This is a genomic window from Caulobacter sp. ErkDOM-C, assembly GCF_048541825.1.
Lineage (GTDB): Bacteria > Pseudomonadota > Alphaproteobacteria > Caulobacterales > Caulobacteraceae > Caulobacter.
Genome location: NZ_CP183332.1, coordinates 2019432 through 2037838 on the forward strand (window position 1 = coordinate 2019432; position 18407 = coordinate 2037838).

Annotated in this window: 18 protein-coding genes; 15 read left to right on the top strand and 3 right to left on the bottom strand. The window is 67.5% G+C overall.

Annotated elements, in window-relative coordinates; all coding sequences use genetic code 11:
• Positions 1-109 precede the first annotated feature (109 nt).
• From ACN2C8_RS09845 to spt, 9 genes are all read left to right on the top strand, one after another.
• Positions 110-388, top strand: coding sequence for an HU family DNA-binding protein (locus ACN2C8_RS09845; RefSeq protein ID WP_419255749.1), 279 nt, complete (start codon positions 110-112; stop codon positions 386-388).
• A gap of 755 nt (positions 389-1143) precedes the next feature.
• Entirely contained in the window at positions 1144-2310 is a 1167-nt protein-coding gene (locus ACN2C8_RS09850; protein ID WP_419255751.1) for a glycoside hydrolase family 88/105 protein, read from the top strand.
• A gap of 151 nt (positions 2311-2461) precedes the next feature.
• Positions 2462-3001, top strand: coding sequence for an LPS export ABC transporter periplasmic protein LptC (gene lptC, locus ACN2C8_RS09855; protein ID WP_419255753.1), 540 nt, complete (start codon positions 2462-2464; stop codon positions 2999-3001).
• Between the two features lie 19 nt (positions 3002-3020).
• A complete protein-coding gene (locus ACN2C8_RS09860) occupies positions 3021-4184 on the top strand; it encodes a glycerophosphotransferase (protein WP_419255754.1) in 1164 nt (387 codons plus the stop codon).
• Positions 4181-5539, top strand: coding sequence for a lipopolysaccharide biosynthesis protein (locus ACN2C8_RS09865; RefSeq protein ID WP_419255756.1), 1359 nt, complete (start codon positions 4181-4183; stop codon positions 5537-5539). Before ACN2C8_RS09860 ends, ACN2C8_RS09865 begins: the two co-directional genes overlap by 4 nt.
• A gap of 2 nt (positions 5540-5541) precedes the next feature.
• On the top strand, positions 5542-7245 hold the full coding sequence (locus tag ACN2C8_RS09870) for a fatty acyl-AMP ligase (protein WP_419255855.1): 1704 nt from the start codon (positions 5542-5544) through the stop codon (positions 7243-7245).
• Positions 7246-7247: 2 nt separating this feature from the next.
• Positions 7248-8192: an NAD-dependent epimerase/dehydratase family protein gene (locus tag ACN2C8_RS09875; protein WP_419255757.1), complete on the top strand. Its 945-nt coding sequence runs from the start codon at positions 7248-7250 to the stop codon at positions 8190-8192.
• Positions 8193-8283: 91 nt separating this feature from the next.
• The gene (locus ACN2C8_RS09880) at positions 8284-8535 is read left to right on the top strand and encodes an acyl carrier protein (RefSeq protein WP_419255759.1); all 252 of its coding nucleotides are present in this window, start codon (positions 8284-8286) and stop codon (positions 8533-8535) included.
• A gap of 2 nt (positions 8536-8537) precedes the next feature.
• The gene (gene spt / locus ACN2C8_RS09885) at positions 8538-9755 is read left to right on the top strand and encodes a serine palmitoyltransferase (RefSeq protein ID WP_419255761.1); all 1218 of its coding nucleotides are present in this window, start codon (positions 8538-8540) and stop codon (positions 9753-9755) included.
• Positions 9756-9777: 22 nt separating this feature from the next.
• On the opposite strand, the gene ACN2C8_RS09890 is transcribed toward spt, so the two are convergent.
• Genes ACN2C8_RS09890 through ACN2C8_RS09900 form a run of 3 tightly spaced genes read right to left on the bottom strand, consistent with a single transcriptional unit; the run spans position 9778 to position 12667 of the window.
• Positions 9778-10707 (bottom strand): hypothetical protein, encoded by a 930-nt coding sequence (locus tag ACN2C8_RS09890; protein ID WP_419255763.1) that lies wholly within the window; start codon positions 10705-10707, stop codon positions 9778-9780.
• A complete protein-coding gene (locus ACN2C8_RS09895) occupies positions 10704-11621 on the bottom strand; it encodes a diacylglycerol/lipid kinase family protein (protein WP_419255765.1) in 918 nt (305 codons plus the stop codon). The genes ACN2C8_RS09890 and ACN2C8_RS09895 overlap by 4 nt, the downstream gene beginning before the upstream one ends.
• On the bottom strand, positions 11621-12667 hold the full coding sequence (locus ACN2C8_RS09900) for a CDP-alcohol phosphatidyltransferase family protein (protein ID WP_419255856.1): 1047 nt from the start codon (positions 12665-12667) through the stop codon (positions 11621-11623). The genes ACN2C8_RS09895 and ACN2C8_RS09900 overlap by 1 nt, the downstream gene beginning before the upstream one ends.
• Before the next feature lie 159 nt (positions 12668-12826).
• Between ACN2C8_RS09900 and ACN2C8_RS09905 the strand changes: the two genes are divergently transcribed.
• From ACN2C8_RS09905 to ACN2C8_RS09930, 6 genes are all read left to right on the top strand, one after another.
• On the top strand, positions 12827-13720 hold the full coding sequence (locus tag ACN2C8_RS09905; RefSeq protein WP_419251599.1) for a metallophosphoesterase family protein: 894 nt from the start codon (positions 12827-12829) through the stop codon (positions 13718-13720).
• A 79-nt stretch (positions 13721-13799) separates the two neighbouring features.
• Positions 13800-14237, top strand: coding sequence for an HIT family protein (locus ACN2C8_RS09910; protein WP_419251600.1), 438 nt, complete (start codon positions 13800-13802; stop codon positions 14235-14237).
• A 26-nt stretch (positions 14238-14263) separates the two neighbouring features.
• Positions 14264-15430 (top strand): LptF/LptG family permease, encoded by a 1167-nt coding sequence (locus tag ACN2C8_RS09915; protein ID WP_419255857.1) that lies wholly within the window; start codon positions 14264-14266, stop codon positions 15428-15430.
• On the top strand, positions 15427-16488 hold the full coding sequence (locus ACN2C8_RS09920; protein ID WP_419251601.1) for an LptF/LptG family permease: 1062 nt from the start codon (positions 15427-15429) through the stop codon (positions 16486-16488). Before ACN2C8_RS09915 ends, ACN2C8_RS09920 begins: the two co-directional genes overlap by 4 nt.
• Positions 16488-17639: a dATP pyrophosphohydrolase gene (locus ACN2C8_RS09925; protein WP_419251602.1), complete on the top strand. Its 1152-nt coding sequence runs from the start codon at positions 16488-16490 to the stop codon at positions 17637-17639. Before ACN2C8_RS09920 ends, ACN2C8_RS09925 begins: the two co-directional genes overlap by 1 nt.
• Entirely contained in the window at positions 17543-18385 is an 843-nt protein-coding gene (locus tag ACN2C8_RS09930) for a nucleotidyltransferase family protein (protein ID WP_419251604.1), read from the top strand. The genes ACN2C8_RS09925 and ACN2C8_RS09930 overlap by 97 nt, the downstream gene beginning before the upstream one ends.
• The last annotated feature ends 22 nt before the right edge of the window (positions 18386-18407 follow it).

Consider the following 18407-nt stretch of genomic DNA (forward strand, 5'->3'; position numbering starts at 1 on the left):
TTGCCTTTCGTGACGGAGAAATGCCCGTATTTGCTGGGATGACGTGACAAATCCTTCCCGGTTCGTCAGGCTCGACGTTCCTTGATTCCACATTGGATGAGCTATCAAAATGAACGTTTCCGATCTGGTCGACGCCGCAGTCGCCGCTGACGACAAGCTGACCAAGGCTCAGGCCAAGGCGATCATCGACGGCGTGTTCAAGGCCGTGACCGACGCTGCTGTCCGCGGCGAAGAAGTTTCGATCCCGAGCTTTGGCAAGTTCAAGGTCCAGGCCAAGCCGGCCCGCACCGGCCGCAACCCGGCCACGGGCGCAGCGATCGAGATCGCGGCCTCCAAGAAGGTCGCCTTCACGCCCGCCAAGCAACTCAAGGACGCCGTCAACGGCTAATCCTCTGGGATTTGAGACGACCGGCACGCCAGAGGCGCGCCGGTCGTTCTCTTCCCGCTACCTGTAGGCCAGGGTCCAGGACAGCATCACGGGCTCCGCCATGCGGAACCGCCCGGTTCAGCGCTGGACCAAGGCCATCATAGCCCCGGTCGGGGTGCGATAGGCCTTCTCATCGGCCAGCGGTCGCGAACGGCAACTTTTGAAGCCCTTGGTCGCGAACGCCGTGACGTACCGTGCCAGCGCTTGAAGCGGGGCTTGCCGCCCCAGATGCTCGGCGCAGACGAGAACCCAGCAAAATCCAGGTCAATGCTCGCGGATGACAGCGGTGCCTCGGCCGAGGGCACATCCGTGCGGGTGATCTTGCCTGGCGCGAAGCCATAGGTCGTCCTGATCGCCATCGCGGGATTGGGCCCGCTACCCGTTGAGCATCTTGCCGTCCTCGAGATGGTTCCCCGGCAGATGGGCGCACCTGCCGGGATGCTGGCGGCCAGGTGTTGTCGATGCCGAGGCCGAGGCCGAAACCCAGCGCCTCGCCCGAGTATAGCAGTTCCACATCGAAACTATCCCGCCGGGCAAGCAAATTGGTCTTACCAATTTTCGCTCTGTCACCTCCAAGGTGGCGCGCCGGACTGGACACACTGCGGCATATCTTTAGGTTTGGCCCGCGGCTGGCCACGGCGTCGTCTAGCCATTGGCCTGACCAAATCTGCACGAGCGACGCGGAATCATAATCCGCGAGACGAAAAGGGAGCCCGATGCGCGCCAGCCTGATCCTCACCGCCGCCCTGCTGGTCATGACCCCGGTCTGCGCCGCGCCGCTAGCCGTCACTTCGCCGCCGCCGGCCTCGATCGCCGCGCCCGCGCCCAAGGAGGCTGACGTCCTCGCCCTGGGCCGCAAGGTCGCAGACTGGCAGCTCTCGCGGATGGACAATTTCGACTACACGCGCACCTTCAGGCACAACACGGTAGACCCAAAGGGCTGGATCCAGGGCGCGCTCTATACAGGCGTCTTCACCTTCGCCGACCGGACGGGGGACGAAAAATACGCCGAGGCCGTCCTGGCCCACGGCGTCGCCCAGGACTGGCAGCTGGGCAGCCGTCCGCTGCACGCCGATGACCACGTGATCGGCCAGAGCTGGCTTTGGGCCTATGACAAACAGGCTGATCCCGCACGGATCGCCGCCCTGCGCGCGCGTTTCGACGCCATCCTGGCTGCCCCGCCGACGGAAGACCTGGCCTTCCAGGACGGGGTTGGCGAGCCGCCCTGCCAGACCCGGTGGTGCTGGAGCGACGCGCTCTACATGGCGCCGGCGACCTGGGTGGGCCTGTCGAAGGTCACCGGCGATCCGCGCTATGCGACCTATGCCGACAAGGAGTTCTGGGCGACCACGGACTACCTGCTGGACAAGGAAAACGACCTCTACTTCCGCGACAGCCGCTATCTGACCCGCCGCGATGACCACGGCCACAAGGTCTTCTGGAGCCGGGGCAATGGCTGGTCCTACGCCGGCATCGTCAACATCCTGAAGCTGTTGCCAGCAAACCACCCGTCTCGCCCCCGCTACATCGCCCTGTTCAGGGCCATGTCGGCCAGGCTGGTCGCGATCCAGAAGCCGGACGGCTATTGGGCCCCGTCCCTGCTGGCGCCCGAAGGTTCGCCGCCGGAGACCAGCGGCACGGCCTTCTTCGCCTATGGTCTGGCCTGGGGCGTCAACAACGGTGTGCTGGCCGGACCCCGTTATCAGACGGCGGTCAACAGGGGCTGGGCGGCGCTTGAACGCGCCGTGACGCCCGAGGGCAAGCTGACCTGGGTTCAACAGGTGGGCTACGCGCCGGAACAGGTCGAACCCGACGACACTCAACTCTATGGCGTCGGCGCGCTACTGCTCGCCGCCACAGAGGTCGGGCGCGGCAGGCGCTGACAGCGGTCGAATATCTCTTGGGAGTTGGCGCGGACGGGATTAAGCCGGTGACCTTCAGCTTTGCGCCCCGGCCATCATGACCTCGTTCGCTCCGTCTTCCGCCCTCGTCGTGAGGCGTAAAACCCGCCCTCGCCGGCGCAAGTCGGTTCGTGTGCTTAGGCTTGCCCTGCCCGCGATCGCCGTGATCGTCGGCGGCGCGATCGCAACCCAGGCGGCGATAAGGGCCGCCGAGGCCAAGGCCTCCAGCGTCATCGCCGCCGCGCCCTTGCGGATGGAAAATCCGCGCTTTTCGGGCGCCATGAAGGATGGCCGCACGTTCCTGATCGTCGCCACCGCCGCCGTCCGCGACAAGGTCGACCCCAACAAGATTGCCCTGGAATCCCCGCAACTGACGCGTGGCTACGGGTCGGACAACCCAACCCAGGTCGTGGCAAGGCTGGGCAATTACGACGAGTCAAAAGGCGCCCTGCTGCTGACGGGCGACGTCCAGATCCAGAATGGCGACGGCTACGCGTTCAGGACCGAAAAGGCCGTGATCGATACGAGCACCGGCGAGGTCATGGGCGACTCCGGCGTGCGCGGCGCGGCCTCCGGCAACCAGGTGCAGGCCGACAGCTACTCGGTGTCCGACAAGGGCGACCGGGTGATCTTCAAGGGTCGGGTGCGCTCGCGCCTCAATCCCGGCAATTGATCGGGCCGGCGCAACGCTCATGAGCCCCGTCAGGTCCGCGCCCTCCAGGCCCAAGGTCTGCTTTCTCTACATCGCCCAGACGCATCAGATCCTGCACAGCCTGCCCATCGCTGTCGCCCTGGCCAGGGGCTGGCCCGGGATCGAGGTCGAGATCGCCGCCACCACCCAGGAACACCTCGACTACGCCCGCCAGCTTCTGGACGCCCTTGGCGGCGCGCCCATCGCCTCGCGCCTGCTGCCGCCGGCCTGGCTGCGCGGCGTGCGCCTGAAGGAGGCCTCGACGCCGCCCAAGGCGCTGATGCTGGCCGCCAACGCCATGGCCCTGGGCAAGATGGACGCCATCGTCACGCCCGAGCGCACCACGGCCCTGCTGCGCAAGTTCGGCGTTCGCAAATCCATGCTGGTCTACACCCAGCACGGCGCGGGGGACCGCGGCGGCGTGTTCGAGCCACGGCTGCGCCTGTTCGATCTCGTCATGGCCGCCGGCCCCAAGCAGCGCGACCGCATGGTCGAGGGCGGCTGGGTGAAGCCGGAAAACTGTGCCATGGTCGGCTATCCCAAGTTCGACATCATCGACGCCCTGCCCGGCTCGCCGATGCCGGTCTTCCCCGGCGCCAAACCCCTCGTGGTCTATAATCCGCACTTCCACGCCACGCTGGGCTCGTGGCCGCGCTTTGGCGTCAAGGTGCTGGAGCAGTTCGCGGCCGACGACCGCTTCAACCTGATCTTCGCGCCGCACATCCGGCTGTTCGACGGCGCCAGTCCGGCCATGCTGGAGAGCCTGGCGCCCTTCCGCGACCACCCCCGCATCCATATCGACCTGGGCGGACCCGCCGCCATCGACATGACCTATACCCGCGCGGCCGACATCTATCTGGGTGACGTCTCCAGCCAGGTCTACGAGTTCCTGCGCACGCCCAAGCCGTGCCTGTTTCTCAATCCCGGCCAGGTCGCCTGGCAGGGCGATGAAAGCTTCCACCACTGGCAGTACGGCCCGGTGCTGGCCTCGGTCGATGGCCTGACAGACGCCGTCGAGGCCGCCCGGCGGGGTCATGGCGACTATGTCGATATCCAGAAAAGCGGCTTCGCCGAGAGCTTTGACCTGACGGCCACGCCGTCGTCCGAACGCGCCGCCCGCGCCATCGCCGAGCGGGTCCTGGCGCGGATTTCCAAAGCCGCATGACCGCCGAACGCTCCGTCTTCGCCCGCGTCCTGGCCAATGCCGGGACCCTGCTGGGCGGCCGCACGGTCAACGCCATTGTCGGCCTGGCCTATATTGCCCTGACCGCCCGGGGCCTTGACCCGGCCCAGATGGGCGTCCTGTACCTGATCACCACCTTCGCCCAGTTCCTGGGCGAGGTGGTCAAGTTCCAGTCCTGGCAGACGGTCCTGCAATATGGCGCCGAGCCCCTGCTCAAGAACGACCGCCAGGGCTTTCAGCAGGTGGTGCGCTTTTCGCTGTTTCTGGACCTGAGCAGCGGCCTGGTCGGCGTGACGCTGGGCGTGGTCGGCGCCCTGCTGTTCGGCTCGCTGCTGGGCTGGTCGCGGGACCTCGCGCCCGCCGCGGCGCTCTACGCCCTGACCATCGCGGTCATGACCTCGGCGACGTCGGTGGGCCTGCTGCGCCTGTTCGACAAGTTCCGCTATCTGGCCGGCGAGCAGGCGGTCAGCTCGATCGTGCGGCTGGTGGGCGCGGGCATCGCGTTCGCCCTGCACGCGCCGCTGTGGGCGTTCCTGCTGGCCTGGGCGGCCGGCCCGCTGGCCTCATTCCTCTATGTCGGCGCCATCGCCTGGCGTGAGCTTGCCCAGCGCAGGATGCTGGATGGCTTCAGGCTGATCGGTCCGCTGGGCGAGGGCCTGCCCGGGGTGTGGAAATTTGCCTGGGCGACCAATTTCAGCAGCAGCCTGGATGTGGCCTTCACCCACGTCATAACCCTGATGGTCGGTTCGCTGCTGGGCCCTACCCAGGCGGCGCTGTGGCGAATCGGCCGCCAGGTGGCCGACGGCATGGCCAAGCCGGCCCGGCTGGTGGTCCCGGCGCTCTATCCCGAACTGGCCAAGCTCCGCGCGCTCGGCGGCGACGCGGCGATGCGCAAGCTGGCCGGACAGGTCGCCCTGCTGGGCGGCGCGGTGGCCGGTCTCCTGCTGCTGGTCACCACCCTGTTCGGCAAGCCCCTGCTGAGCCTGATCATGGGCGAGGCCTATGTCGGGGCGTCCGGCGTGATGACCTGGCAGGTGACCGCCGCCGCCATCGGCGTGCTGGCCCTGCCCCTGGAGCCGATGCTGGTCTCGATGCGCGCCGCGGGCGCCGCCCTGCGGGTCCGGATGGTGGTCAGCGTGGTGTTTCTTCTGGCGCTGGCGCCGCTGGTCAAGCTGTTCGGGATGAACGGCGCCGGCGCCGCGCTGGTCGGCGCGGCAATCGCCATGGCCATCGGGATGTTTCTGACACTCCGCCTGCGCCTTGCGCGATCGTCCGTCCTCAGTGACAACGAACCCTCTTGCGCCGATGACGCAAACGACGCCAAAGGCGGCAGGTGATGATGATGACTCCGACTGGCGCCGCGCGAACGGTTCGTTTCGCTGATTTCCCCACCCTGACGGCCGCGCTCGACTTCGCGGCTCAGGGCGAGACGGGTGTGAACCTCTATTCGCTGCGCGGCGAACTGGTCGAGGCCCTGCCCTATGCCCGTCTGCGCGAACAGGCGATGGAGCTGGCCCAGCGCCTGCTGGCCGCCGGCGCCCGGCCCGGCGACAGCGTCGGCCTGATCGCCGAAACCGACGCCGACTTCGTCCGCGCCTTCTTCGCCTGCCAGTACGCCGGCCTGCCGCCCGCGCCCCTGCCCCTGCCCGCGCCGCTGGGCGGTCGCGAGGCCTATATCGCGCAGATCGCCCGCATGCTGGCCTCGGCCAAGGCCTCGGTCCTGATCGGCCCGAGCTCGATGGCCGCCTGGCTGCCCGAGATCGCCGCCAAGCAGCCGCTGAGCTTCGCCGGGACCCTGGCCGACCTCCCAGCCGCCGCTGGCGCCGAGCTGCCGGTCATCGAGCCTGATCGCACCTGCTATCTGCAGTTCTCGTCAGGCAGCACCCGTTTCCCGACCGGCGTGGTGGTCACCCACCGCGCCCTGATGGCCAACGCCCAGGCCATCACCCGTGACGGCCTGAAGGTTCTCCCCACCGACCGCGCCATCTCGTGGCTGCCGCTCTATCACGACATGGGTCTGATCGGCTTCCTGCTGAGCCCGATGACCAGCCAGATGACGGTGGACCTGCTGCCGACCGGCTCCTTCGTACGCCAGCCGCTGATGTGGCTGGACCTGATGACCAAGAACGGCGGCACCATCAGCTACAGCCCCACCTTCGGCTATGAGCTGTGCGCCCGCCGGGCCGAGGCCGCCTCGATCGAGCATCTGGACCTGTCGGGCTGGCGCAGCGCCGGCCTGGGCGGCGACATGATCCGCACCGGCCCGCTGCGCGCCTTCGCCGAGCGCTTCAAGGCCGTGGGCTTCTCCGACAGCGCCTTTGTCGCCAGCTACGGCATGGCCGAGGCCACCCTGGCCCTGTCGATGTCACCGCTGGGCCAGGGCCTGAAGGTCGAGACCCTGGACGTCGAGCAGCTGGAACAGGGCCTGGCGGTCATCACCGCCGACACCGATCGCGCCCGCGACTTCGCTCGCAACGGCCCCGTCCTGCCTCACCATGAACTGGAAGTCCGGGGCCAGGACGGCGCGGTCCTGCCCGAGCGCGGCGTGGGCCGGATCTACGCCCGCGGACCTAGCCTGATGCGGGAATATTTCGAGCAGCCCGAAGAGACCGCCCGCGTGCTCTCGGCCGATGGCTGGCTGGATACCGGCGACCTTGGCTATCTGATCGACGGCGAGATCGTCATCACCGGGCGCGGCAAGGACCTGATCATCCTCAACGGCCGCAACATCTGGCCGCAGGACCTGGAATGGACCGCCGAGGCCGAGATCGAGAGCCTGCGCAGCGGCGACGTCGCGGCGTTCTCCACGCCCGGCGAAGGCGAGGAGGTCGTGGTCGTCCTGGTCCAGGCGCGCGGCGGCGATCCCGAGACCCGCAAGGCCCTGGCCGAACAGGTCGCCACGGTCCTGCGCCTGCGCCACAGCGTCGAGACCCAGGTGCATCTGGTCGGCGCCCACGCCCTGCCCCAGACCTCGTCAGGCAAGCTGAGCCGCTCCAAGGCCAAGGCGGCCTTCCTGGCGGGCGCCTACGCCGAGCGCGCCTGACCATGAGCCGGGGTGTCGTTGCGGTCACCGGCGCCACCGGTTTCCTGGGTCGTCACCTTGTCCGCGCCCTGGTTGCGGACGGCTGGACCGTGCGGGTTCTGTCCCGTCGTGACATCATCGATCCGGACTGGCAGGGGCTGGAGCCCCGGATCGTCATCGGCGGCCTTTCGGATCGCGCCGCCCTGGACCGGCTCTGCGCGGGCGCGACCCTGGTCATCCATGTCGCGGGCCTGATCAAGGCGCGGTCGCGGGCGGACTTTGATCGCACCAATGTTGACGGCTCCCGGGATGTGGCCCTGGCCGCACGAGCTGCAGGCGCGCGGCTCGTACTCGTCTCCAGCCTGGCGGCGCGGGAGCCGTCGCTGTCGGACTATGCCGCCAGCAAGCGCGGCGGCGAGGAGGCGGCGCGGGAGGTAATCGGCGACAGCCTGACCATCGTCCGCCCGCCGGCCATCTATGGGCCAGGCGACATGGAAACCCTGGGCCTGTTCAAGGCGGCCCAGACCGCGCCGTTCCTGCCGGCGCTCGATCCCGCCGCCCGAATCGCCATGATCCATGTCGAGGACGCCGTCGCCGCGATCGCGGGTCTGGCCATCGATCACCGGCCTGGGGTCTTCGCCCTGTCGGACGCGCGCACGGACGGATACAGCTGGACCGAGGTGATGACTGCGGCCGCGCGCGCGGTGGGCAAAGCGCCCTACATCGCCCGCGTGCCCACATGGCTCATCAGCGCCCTGGCGCAACTGTCCGAAGGCGTATCACTCGCCAATGGGAAGATTTCGATTTTCACGACTGGCAAAGCGCGCGAAATGCTCCATTTGGATTGGAGCGTCTCGGACAGCGAAAGTCTTCCCAGCGCTATCGCTCCGCGATACGGGATCGACTCAGGTTTCGCCCAAAGCGTGCAATGGTACCGCGCAAAGGGATTTTTAGTTTCTATGGACTGATTGTAGCAGCCAATTTTGACAGAAATCCGACAATGAGGCTGTTACAATTGGAGCCAGTCAGACCCGCTAACGGGGGTTTCAGCGAGTCGATATGAAAGCGGTTACAGATCTTACCTTGCGTGAAATCGGCTTGGCGGCGTCCTCGGTGCTGGGACGCACCGTTGAGGTTGCCGACGAGACGCATATCGGCCGTGACCTTCAGGTCGACTCCCTGGCTCTGATGAACATCATCATGGAGCTGGAAGACGCGTTCGACATCTCGATCCCGCTTGATCATCTGGCCTCGGTCGAAACGGTGGGCGACTTGTCCAATCTGATAAAAGATCTTCGGAATAAGGGATAACTATGGGGCTGTTCGACAAACATCTCGGCTACCGCGATGCCTATCAAGCGATCCGGGCAGCCGGGGCCGACCCCTTCAACGTCCGACTCGATGCGGTAGTTTCACCGACTGAGGGCGTTATCGACGGCCGACCCACGATCCTGCTGGGCACCAACAACTATCTTGGTCTGACCTTCGACGCCGAAAGCATCGCGGCCTCGGTCAAGGCGGTGCAGGAGCGGGGCACCGGAACGACCGGTTCGCGGATCGCGAACGGCAGTTTCGAGGCGCATGTCGAGCTCGAACAGGCCCTGGCCAAGTTCTATCGCCGCAAGCACGCCATGGTGTTCACGACCGGCTATCAGGCCAATCTGGGCGTTCTGTCGACCCTGGTGGGTCGCGGCGACCACCTGATCCTGGACGCCGACAGCCACGCCAGCATCTATGACGGTTCGCGCCTGGGCCACGCCGAGGTCATCCGCTTCCGCCACAACGACCCCGAAGACCTCTACAAGCGCCTGCGCCGCATGAAGGACATGCCCGGCGAGCGCCTGATCGTGGTCGAAGGCATCTATTCGATGATCGGCGACACCGCGCTGCTCAAGGAAATCGCCGCTGTGAAGCGCGAACTGGGCGGCTACCTGCTGGTCGATGAAGCCCACTCGATGGGCGTGCTGGGCGAGAACGGTCGCGGCCTGGCCGAACAGGAAGGCGTCGAGGACGATGTCGACTTCGTGGTCGGCACCTTCTCCAAGAGCCTGGGCGCCATCGGCGGCTTCTGCGTGAGCAACATGGACGACTTCGACGTCATGCGCGTCGTCTGCCGTCCCTACATGTTCACCGCCTCGCTGCCGCCGGCCGTGGTCAGTTCGACCCTGGTTGCGCTGCGGCGCCTGGAAGAAATGCCGGAGCTGCGCCATCGCCTGATGGCCAACGCCCGTCGCCTCTATGACGGCCTGACCGAGCTGGGCTTCCAGACCGGCCCGACCGCCAGCCCGATCGTGGCCATCACCATGCCCGACCAGGAACGCGCGATCGGCATGTGGAACGCCCTGCTGCAGAACGGCGTCTATCTGAACCTGGCCCTGCCGCCAGCCACGCCCGACAGCCGCCCGCTGCTGCGCACCAGCGTCAGCGCGGCCCATACCGACGAGCAGCTCGAAAAGGTCCTGTCCGTCTTCGCCGAAATCGGGGCCGCCATGGGCCTGATCGACACCCAGCGCCAGCGCGTTTCCGCCTGACGCCGGTCGAGGGCCGGGGCGGCTAAGCCTCGGCCTTTCGCGCCTTCTGGGCGCGCCAAAGATCCCACAGCACCCCCGGCGCGGCCAGCACCGGATGCTTCTCGCGCCACGGCGTGAGCGGCACGGCTACGCCCGTATGGCGCTCGATTTTCCACGCCGCATAACGGGCCGCACCCTCGAAGGTGAAGGCGGCCTTGATCAGCCGAGCCACGTTCAGGGACTTGCCCATCCGGCGGCGCACCTGCCAGGCGCGACCGAAACGGACCCGCGCCTCTTCGGTCAGATTGGGCTGGACGGATCCACGCGTTAGAATGTCGAGAAGCCCCTGTTCGCGCCAGCAGGCGACCAGCAGACGATCATAGCGCGCAGCGTCGAAGGCCAGGATCGACTGCTCGCGACCGCCGCGCTCGACGCGGAACTCGGCCTTGTAGGTCTGCTGGAACAGGGCCGACCAATAGGCCTCTGATGGGCCTTCGACCGGTCCCAGCGCCGCCGCAAACCGCGCGGCCGAGTGGGCGGCCTCGGCAACGGCGTTGATCACGACAGGCTCGATCTCGGCGCTCGAAGACCAGACCAGGGCCGAGGGCTGGACGAAACGCGTCCAGATCGTGGTGTCGATCTCACGCCCCCGCGCCGCCAGTGCGAACTGCGCCAGGGTCATGGACGCGACCTTGGCGCGCAGGGTTCGCCCGTCGTGCTCGACCTCGTGATAACTGACGTCCGGCCAAAGCTTGCGGCCGACCACACCGCGCCAGCCGAGTCGGGCCTGGCTGGTCAGCACATAGAAATCCATGACGCCGTCGAGATCGCCGGTGCGCAGGACAGAGCCGTAGAACAGCACGGCCACGGGGTTTTCAAAGGCGGTGACCAGCTGGCGGGCGAAGGCGACGGCATGCGGCGGCGCAGGGGCGCGCAACTCGGCCTCGACCATCGCCAGCACGGGGCTGGTCATGACGCCAGGAACCGCAGGGTGGGCCCAAGAGAGACGGTCAGACCGCCCGATCCTTCATAGACCTCGCCGTCGAGCACAAATGCGTCGCAGGTCTGGATGCGCAGGGATTTTGCGTCTCCGCGGCGATAGCCTCGCCGCGCCAGCCATGGCGCGTCGCCGCCGCCCAGCAGGGTGATCAAGGCCGATAGCAGCCGCTGGGGCTGGGCGTCGACGTCCAGCGCCTTGAGGCCCTCCCGGGGCGGCCCGAACGGCTTGATGCCCAGGGGCAGGCGCTTCAGGGTGGTCGCCATCAACAGGAAGCGGTTGCCCTTGGGGGCCGGCTCCCCGTCGATGGAAAGCTCGACCGGCACCCCCTCGCGCCAGTGGTCGCGTGCGCCGCCAAACAACGCGCCCGTTGCCGCACCGACGAGGGTCAGACCCACGGACAGGCCGTGAAACGCTCCCATACGGTTGACGCTTTTGGACATCTTGGTGGCCCGCACGAACGCGCCGAGCCCGAACACAAAGCCGCTCATGGCCGCCCGGCCATCGTCCCAGGACACCTCCAGCGGCGCGCGATACTTGATCACCGCCTTGGGCGAGCGCGCCGCAATCAGCGCTTCGTGCAGCGTCCAGCCCTGTCGGACCCCCAGGTCAATGGCCAGAACATTGGTCTTGCCGGACGGCAACAGAATGATCAGCGGGGGCGCTTGGCCAAAAGCGCGTGGCAGAAGGCTCAGCACGTCACGGATCGTGCCGTCGCCGCCGTCGATGACCAGCAGCTCAACGCCGCGCGCCGCGAAGGCTATCAGGTCGACCTCCAGCGCCTCGCGCGTGGCCGGCCGAACCAGCATCACATCATCCGGAGCCCAGTACTCCGCGCTGCGCCCCATATTGGCGTGACTACGCGGATTATGGACGACGCCGACTTTCATCAGCGCGACAGCCAGGAGGTGACGCCGCCCCTGGGGGTCAGCAGGCCCTGAACGATCTGGCTGCCGTGCACCACAAAACAGATCGCCGTCCAGGCGGCCACCAGCACGAAGCCGATATCCGGCCGGCCGACCAGGGTGGTCGCGGTCATGAACAGCAGGTTGGGGTTCCGCCGCGCGGTGATCAGCCGGAAGAAACTGTCGAACGGCCGCCAGGCGTGCATCTCAACCTTGAACAGGGAGAGAAAGATCCCCTCCTCCACCCGCTGGGCCACATAGCCGCCGACCACGATGGCCAGCAGCAACCCGCCGTGCGGCACGGTAAAGCCCAGGGCGCCCAGGCCGACAAACCAGGCCCACCACCAGAACGGCGGGTGGATCAGGTCGATGCCGTGATCGAAGACATTGCCCCACTTGGACGAGGTCAGGGTCACCCGGGCCAGCTTGCCGTCGACGGTGTCCAGGAAGGTCATGATCCAGGCGCAGACCAGACCCAGGCCATACTGGCCGGTCCAGAACAGCCAGAAGGCGGCCAGCACCATCAGGAAGCTGGCGAAGGTGACCTGGTTGGGCGTGATCTTCGCAAGCGCGCACCAGCGGGTGACAACCCGGGCGGGCGCGGGCCACACGTATTTTGTCACGAGGTCCGTGACGCCCTTGTATGAGCCCTTGAACAACCGCTTCTCGACCGCATCGACCGTCTCGGGCGTCAGGCGCTCCAGCACCGGCGGCTCGCGCTTGCGCAGCTCGCTATTATAGGCCGAGCCCAGTTCCATGGCGGTCAGACGCGGGGCCTCTCCGACCACTGCAGAGAGGTCCTCACCGACCGCAAGGGCGCGATCGGCCGGCAGGTTGAACGCCACGACCCGGCCACTCTCGTCGATCAGCGCCACGCCGGGCCGTCCAGCCAGGGCGCGGATCAGCGCCTCATCGAACACCCAGCCGGCGTCGACCACCACCACGTCGCCGTCGGCGGGCGCCGTATCGCGCGTGACTTCGCTCAGCCCCACGCGGCCATAGATCCTCGACAGGCGCTGGGCCGAGGTCATGCCCCAGATGCGCGTGGACGCCTGGCCGACCGTGATGGCCGCCGGCCTGGCGTCGCCGCCCTGATTACTTCCGCCGGTCAATGTGCGAGAACCCCTGGAAATTCGTGGCGAATGATAAGCAGCTTCGTTTCGTTTATGGCCAAAAAGCGCGATTCTGACTTGTCGATATTCCGCATAGCCCACCTTTCCGACCCGCATCTGCCGCCACCCGCAGGGGCGTTCGGCTGGCGGGACCTCGTATCCAAGCGTTTGCTCAGCCGCATCGCCTGGCGGCGCAAGCACAAGGAGCATCAGCCCGACGTGCTGGCCGCCCTGGTCGCCGACATCAAGACCTATGCGCCCGACCACATCGCCGTCACCGGCGATCTGACCAATTTCGCCTCCACCGTCGAGGTCGAGGCTGCGCGCAAGTGGCTGAGCGGCCTTGGTGCGTCAGACAGGATCACTCTGAGCCCGGGCAACCATGACGCCCTGGTCGGCGCCGTTGGACCCGAACGATTCGTCGCCTGGTCGGACTGGCTGGGCGACGGCGACGAATTCGCTTTTCCCCGGCTTCGGATCCGCGACGGTGTGGCGATCATCAATCTGTGCTCGGCCATCCCCACCGCGCCGCATCTGGCGACCGGCCGGTTGGGCCAGGCGCAACTGGCGAGGCTGGAGGCCCTGCTGGCAGACCCCGCCCATCGCGACCTGTTCCGGGTGATCCTGATCCACCACCCGCCGACTCCGGGCGCCGTTTCCAGGCGCAAGTCGCTGGACGACCGGGACGCCCTGCGTGCGATCCTGGCCCGCCACGGCGCCGACTTGGTGCTGCACGGCCATGCCCACGAGGGGCTGGTGGCGACCATGCCGGGTCCGGACGGCACAGCGATCCCCGTCCTGGGCGTGCCCTCGGCCTCGGCCCTGGGACGGGGCAAGCACCCGGCCGCGCGCTGGCACGCCATAGAGATCACCCGAGATGGCGCCGACGCGGTGTCGGTTCGGGTCATCGCGCGAGGGCTGGATCCGCAAACCGGTGATGTGACGGAGCTGGGTCGGTACGTGCTGGCCTAACGCTGATCGCACTTCCCTGAAAAAGACCGCGTCCCTATTGTGAATCGGCGGCGCTCGACGCCACGGGAAGAGCCCGCACATGTCCAATCCAACCGCCGTGAACTTTGGCTACCCCGACACCAAGGTGGCCGAAACTGACTACTGGCTTGTTCTGGTTCGCCCCAAGCAGCCGACACTTGGGGCCCTGGTCCTGATATGCAAGGAAGAGGCGCAAGCCTTCTCTCAGCTCAGCCCTGCCGCCTTCGCTGATTTGAAGGTGGCGATCGATGGAATCGAGCGATTGCTGGGCAGGTTCGTGGCGTACGAGAAGATCAACTATCTGATGCTGATGATGGTCGACCGCGACGTGCACTTCCACGTCATTCCCCGATACGAAGGCGCCCGCGTGCACGAGGGTCGCAGCTTCGCCGACGCCGGCTGGCCCGCCGCCCCGGCCCTGGGCGCGACGGTGGATCTGGATCCGCAGGCCGCCGCCGCCCTGGCGACCCTGCTGGCCACGGACTGGTCGGCGGCGTGACCAATCTGCGTCTGATTGACCGCTACATGCTCAAGCTGGTGGCCTGGCCGATGGTCGGCTGCCTGGGCGTCACGGTCGTCGCCCTGTTGCTGGAGCGGGTCCTGCGCCTGCTCGATGCCCTGTCGCAGAGCAGCGCCCGCTTTGGCTATGTCACCGAACTGGCCGCCAATCTGGTGCCGCACTATCTGGGCCTGGCCCTGCCGGTGGCCTTCTTCGTGGCCCTGTTCATCGTCATCACCAAGCTGTCGGACGGCTCGGAGATCGACGCCCTGCTGGCCAGCGGACAGTCGCTGAGCCGCATCGCCATTCCCTTTGTCTGCGTGGGCCTGTTTCTCAGCCTCTTCAGCGTGGCCCTGTTCGGCTACAGCCAGCCCTACAGCCGCTACGCCTATCGCTCGGTGATGCACGCGGCCGTCAATGCCGGCTGGAACGGACGCCTGTCAGGTGGCGCCTTCATCGACGAGGACAACCTGCTGATGACGGCCGACGGCGCTGATCCGGCCGGCCAAAGCCTGACGCGTATCTTCATTCGCCGCCTCGACGACAAGGGCCGCGAGGAGATTATCACCGCCCAGACCGCCACGCTCAGCGCCAGCCCGGGCGGCGACAAGGTCACCCTGCTGCTGCGACGCGGCCAGCGGATCGGCGTGGACGCGGCCGGCGGCTACCGCACCCTGGCCTTCGACCAGTTCATCACCGAGATGCCCCTGGCCGGCGCCGCCACCCTGCTGCGGGCGCGCGGCGGCGACGAGCGCGAACTGACCCTGAACGAGTTGGCCCGACAGGCCGCGTCGAACACCTCCGTACTGCCCAAGCCGACCCTGCTGGCCGAGCTGTACGGCCGGCTGGCCCGAGCGGCGTTCCTGCCCTTCCTGCCGCTGCTGGCCTTCCCGCTGGGCCTGGCCGCCAAGCGCGGCAACCGCACACCCGGCCTGATCGTGGCCGGCGTGCTGCTGCTGGCCTTCCAGCACTCGCTGCTGCTGGGCCAGAGCCTGGCCGAAGCCGGCAAGGCCAATCCCCTGCTGGCCATCTGGGGTCCGTTCCTGGTCTTCACCGGCTTCAGCGTCTGGATGTTCATGGGCAGTCGCAAGCGGCCCGGCGATACCCCCATCAGCCGTGTTGTCCGCCGCATCGGCGAAACGATCGACCGGGCCGTTCGTATGGTCGCTCCCCGCCGTCAGGCCGCGTCATGAGACTTCAGCGTTATGTTCTGGGCGTCGCAGCCAGCCGCATCCTGAGCGCCGCCGCTGTCCTGATGGGCATCCTTCAGGTCCTGGACCTGCTGGAAGTGACCACCGACATCCTCGACCGGGGGCTGGGCGTGGGCGGGGTGCTGTTCTACGCCGCCCTGCGCGCGCCGCGGCTGATCGAGCAGATCGCGCCGATCAGCGTGCTGGCCGGAGGCCTGTTCGCGTTCTCGCAACTGGCCCGCGAGAGCGCCATCATCGCCATGCGGGCAGCGGGCATCTCGGCCTATCGGATCTTGGCCATGGCCGCCCCGGCCGCAGTGGCGATGATGCTGCTGGACTTCACCTGCGCCCAGGTCATCGCCCCGCGCACCGATCCGATCCTCGACGCCTGGTGGCAGGCCCACACCCCCGCTGCCGATCGCAAGGACGCCGGTCCCGTCAGCTTCCGGGTCGGCGACGACCTGGTGATCGCCGCCAGCGCCGCGCCGAACGGCCGCACCTTGCAAACCGTCAGGATTTACCGCCGTGACACGACTGGCCGCCTGATCGAGCGGGTGGACGCACCCGCCGCGACCTTTGCCGGCAAGGACTGGAACCTGTCCAAAGCGGTGACAACCCGCTTTTCCGGCCAACGCGTCGACACCGTCACCACCAGCCAGATGACCTGGCCCTCCAGCCTGAGGCCGGTGGACGTCCAGGCCCTGTTCTCGGACAATCCCGCGCCGTCGGCCGGCTCGGCCCGGCGGGCCCTGCTCAATGGCGGCACCGATCGACCGCCCAGCTATTACGAGACCCGCCTGCTCGGGGCCTATGCCGGGCCGTTCGGGGCGCTGGTCATGCTGTTGCTGAGCGCGCCCGTGGCCCTGGCCAATTTCCGTAGCCGGCAGGGCGCTGTGCTGCTGACCGTGGGTCTGGCGTCGGGCCTGGTGTTCCTGGTCGTCGACGGTCTGCTGTCGGCGCTGGGCGAAAGCGGCGCGATCTCGCCGGTGCTGGCCGTCTGGGGCGGCCCTGTCATCTTTGGCGCCCTGGCGATCAACGCCCTGATCAATCTGGAGGGCTGATGCCGTTCGACGCCCACGACGCCGACCTTCGGGTCATCGCAGTCCGCACCCCGGCTGAGCTCAAGCGGTTCATCAACCTGCCGGGGCGCCTCAACGCGGGCGATCCCAACTGGATCACGCCCCTGATGATGGAGCGGTCCGAGGCCCTGTCGCCCAAGACCAACCCGTTCTTCGAGCACGCCGAGGTGCAGCTGTTCCTGGCCGTGCGCGGGGGGCGCGACGTCGGCCGGATCAGCGCCCAGATCGACGCCCTGGCCCCGCAGGCGGAAGGCCAGAAGACCGGCAATTTCGGCCTGATCGCCGCCGAGGATGATCCGGCCGTCTTCAAGGTGCTGTTCCGCGCCGCCGAGGACTGGCTGCGCGACCGCGACTGCACCACGGCCCTGGGTCCTTTCAACCTGTCGATCAACGAGGAGGTCGGACTGCTGGTCGACGGCTTTGACAGTCCGCCCATGGTGATGATGGGCCACGACCCGGCCTATACCGGCGGCCGCGTCGAGCAGCAGGGCTATGCCAAGGCCAAGGACGTCTATGCCTATCTGTGCGACCCGACCGCCGACCTGCCGGCCGTGGTGGTGCGCCGGGTCAAGCGCGGCCTGCCCGCCGGCGTGGTGCTGCGCGAGCTGGACATGAGCCGCTATGACGAGGAGGTCGTCTCGCTGACGGCCATCCTCAATGACGCCTGGGCCGGCAACTGGGGCTTTGTGCCCACCACCGAGGCCGAGACCCGCCAACTGGCCAAGGCCCTGAAACCCGTCATCGAGAAGAAGATGACCCTGTTCGCCGAGATCGATGGCGAGCCTGCGGGCTTCATCGTGCTGCTGCCCAATGTCAACGAGGCCATCCGTGACCTGAAGGGCAAGCTGCTGCCGTTCGGCTGGGCCAAGCTTCTGTGGCGACTGAAGGTCAGCGGCGTGAAGTCGGCGCGGGTGCCGCTGATGGGCGTGAAGCGCAAGTTCGCCGAGACGATGCGCGGCCAGTTGCTGCCCTTCCACCTGATGAACGCCGGCCGCAACGCCTCGCTGGCCCTGGGCTACACCAAGTTCGAGTTCTCATGGGTTCTGGAAGAGAACATGCCGATGCGGCGGATTTCCGAAGCCATGGGCGCGACGATCTACAAGACCTATCGCCTCTACGAGAAGGCGTTGTGAGCTTTCAGGCTCTGGTTCTGGCGGGTTCGCGCGGCGGGATCGATCCGGTCGCCGACTATGCCGGGGTCAGCCACAAGGGACTGATTGTCCTGGGCGGCGAGACCCTGCTGACGCGCGTGTTGCGGGCCCTGGACCAGGCCGGCGCGACGCGGATCGGGGTCTCGACCTCGGATATCGCCCTGGTGGAAGCGCTGGCGGGCGTCGCCAAGGCCTCTCCCCTGCCCGCCGCCGGCGGTCCCAGCCAGTCTGTCCATGACGGCGCCAGCATCATGGGCACGCCGCTGCTGGTCACGACCGTTGACCATGCCCTGCTGCAGGCGGAATGGATCACCGAGTTCCTGGCCAAGGCCCCGACCGACTGCGACTTCGCCGTCCTGATGGCGCCGGAGGCTGTCGTCCGCGCGGCCGCGCCGGAGACCAAACGGACCTACTGGCGGTTCAAGGACGGCGGCTATTCGGGCTGCAATCTGTTCCTGCTGCGCAACGAGACCGCCCTCAACGCTGTGGCCTTCTGGCGCAAGGCCGAGAGCCTGCGCAAGCAACCCTGGAAGATCGCCGCCCTGCTGGGCCCGGTCATGCTGGGCCGCTACGTGCTGGGCCTGATGACCATCGACGAGACGCTGGAGCGGCTGGGCCGGGCCGCCGGCGTCAAGGCCGCCATCGTGCGCTCGTCCTATGGCCTGGCGGCGGTGGACGTCGACAAGCCGTCGGACCTGGATCTGGTCAGGACGATCATCGAGCGCTGAACGTCTCGAACCGATGGAGAAA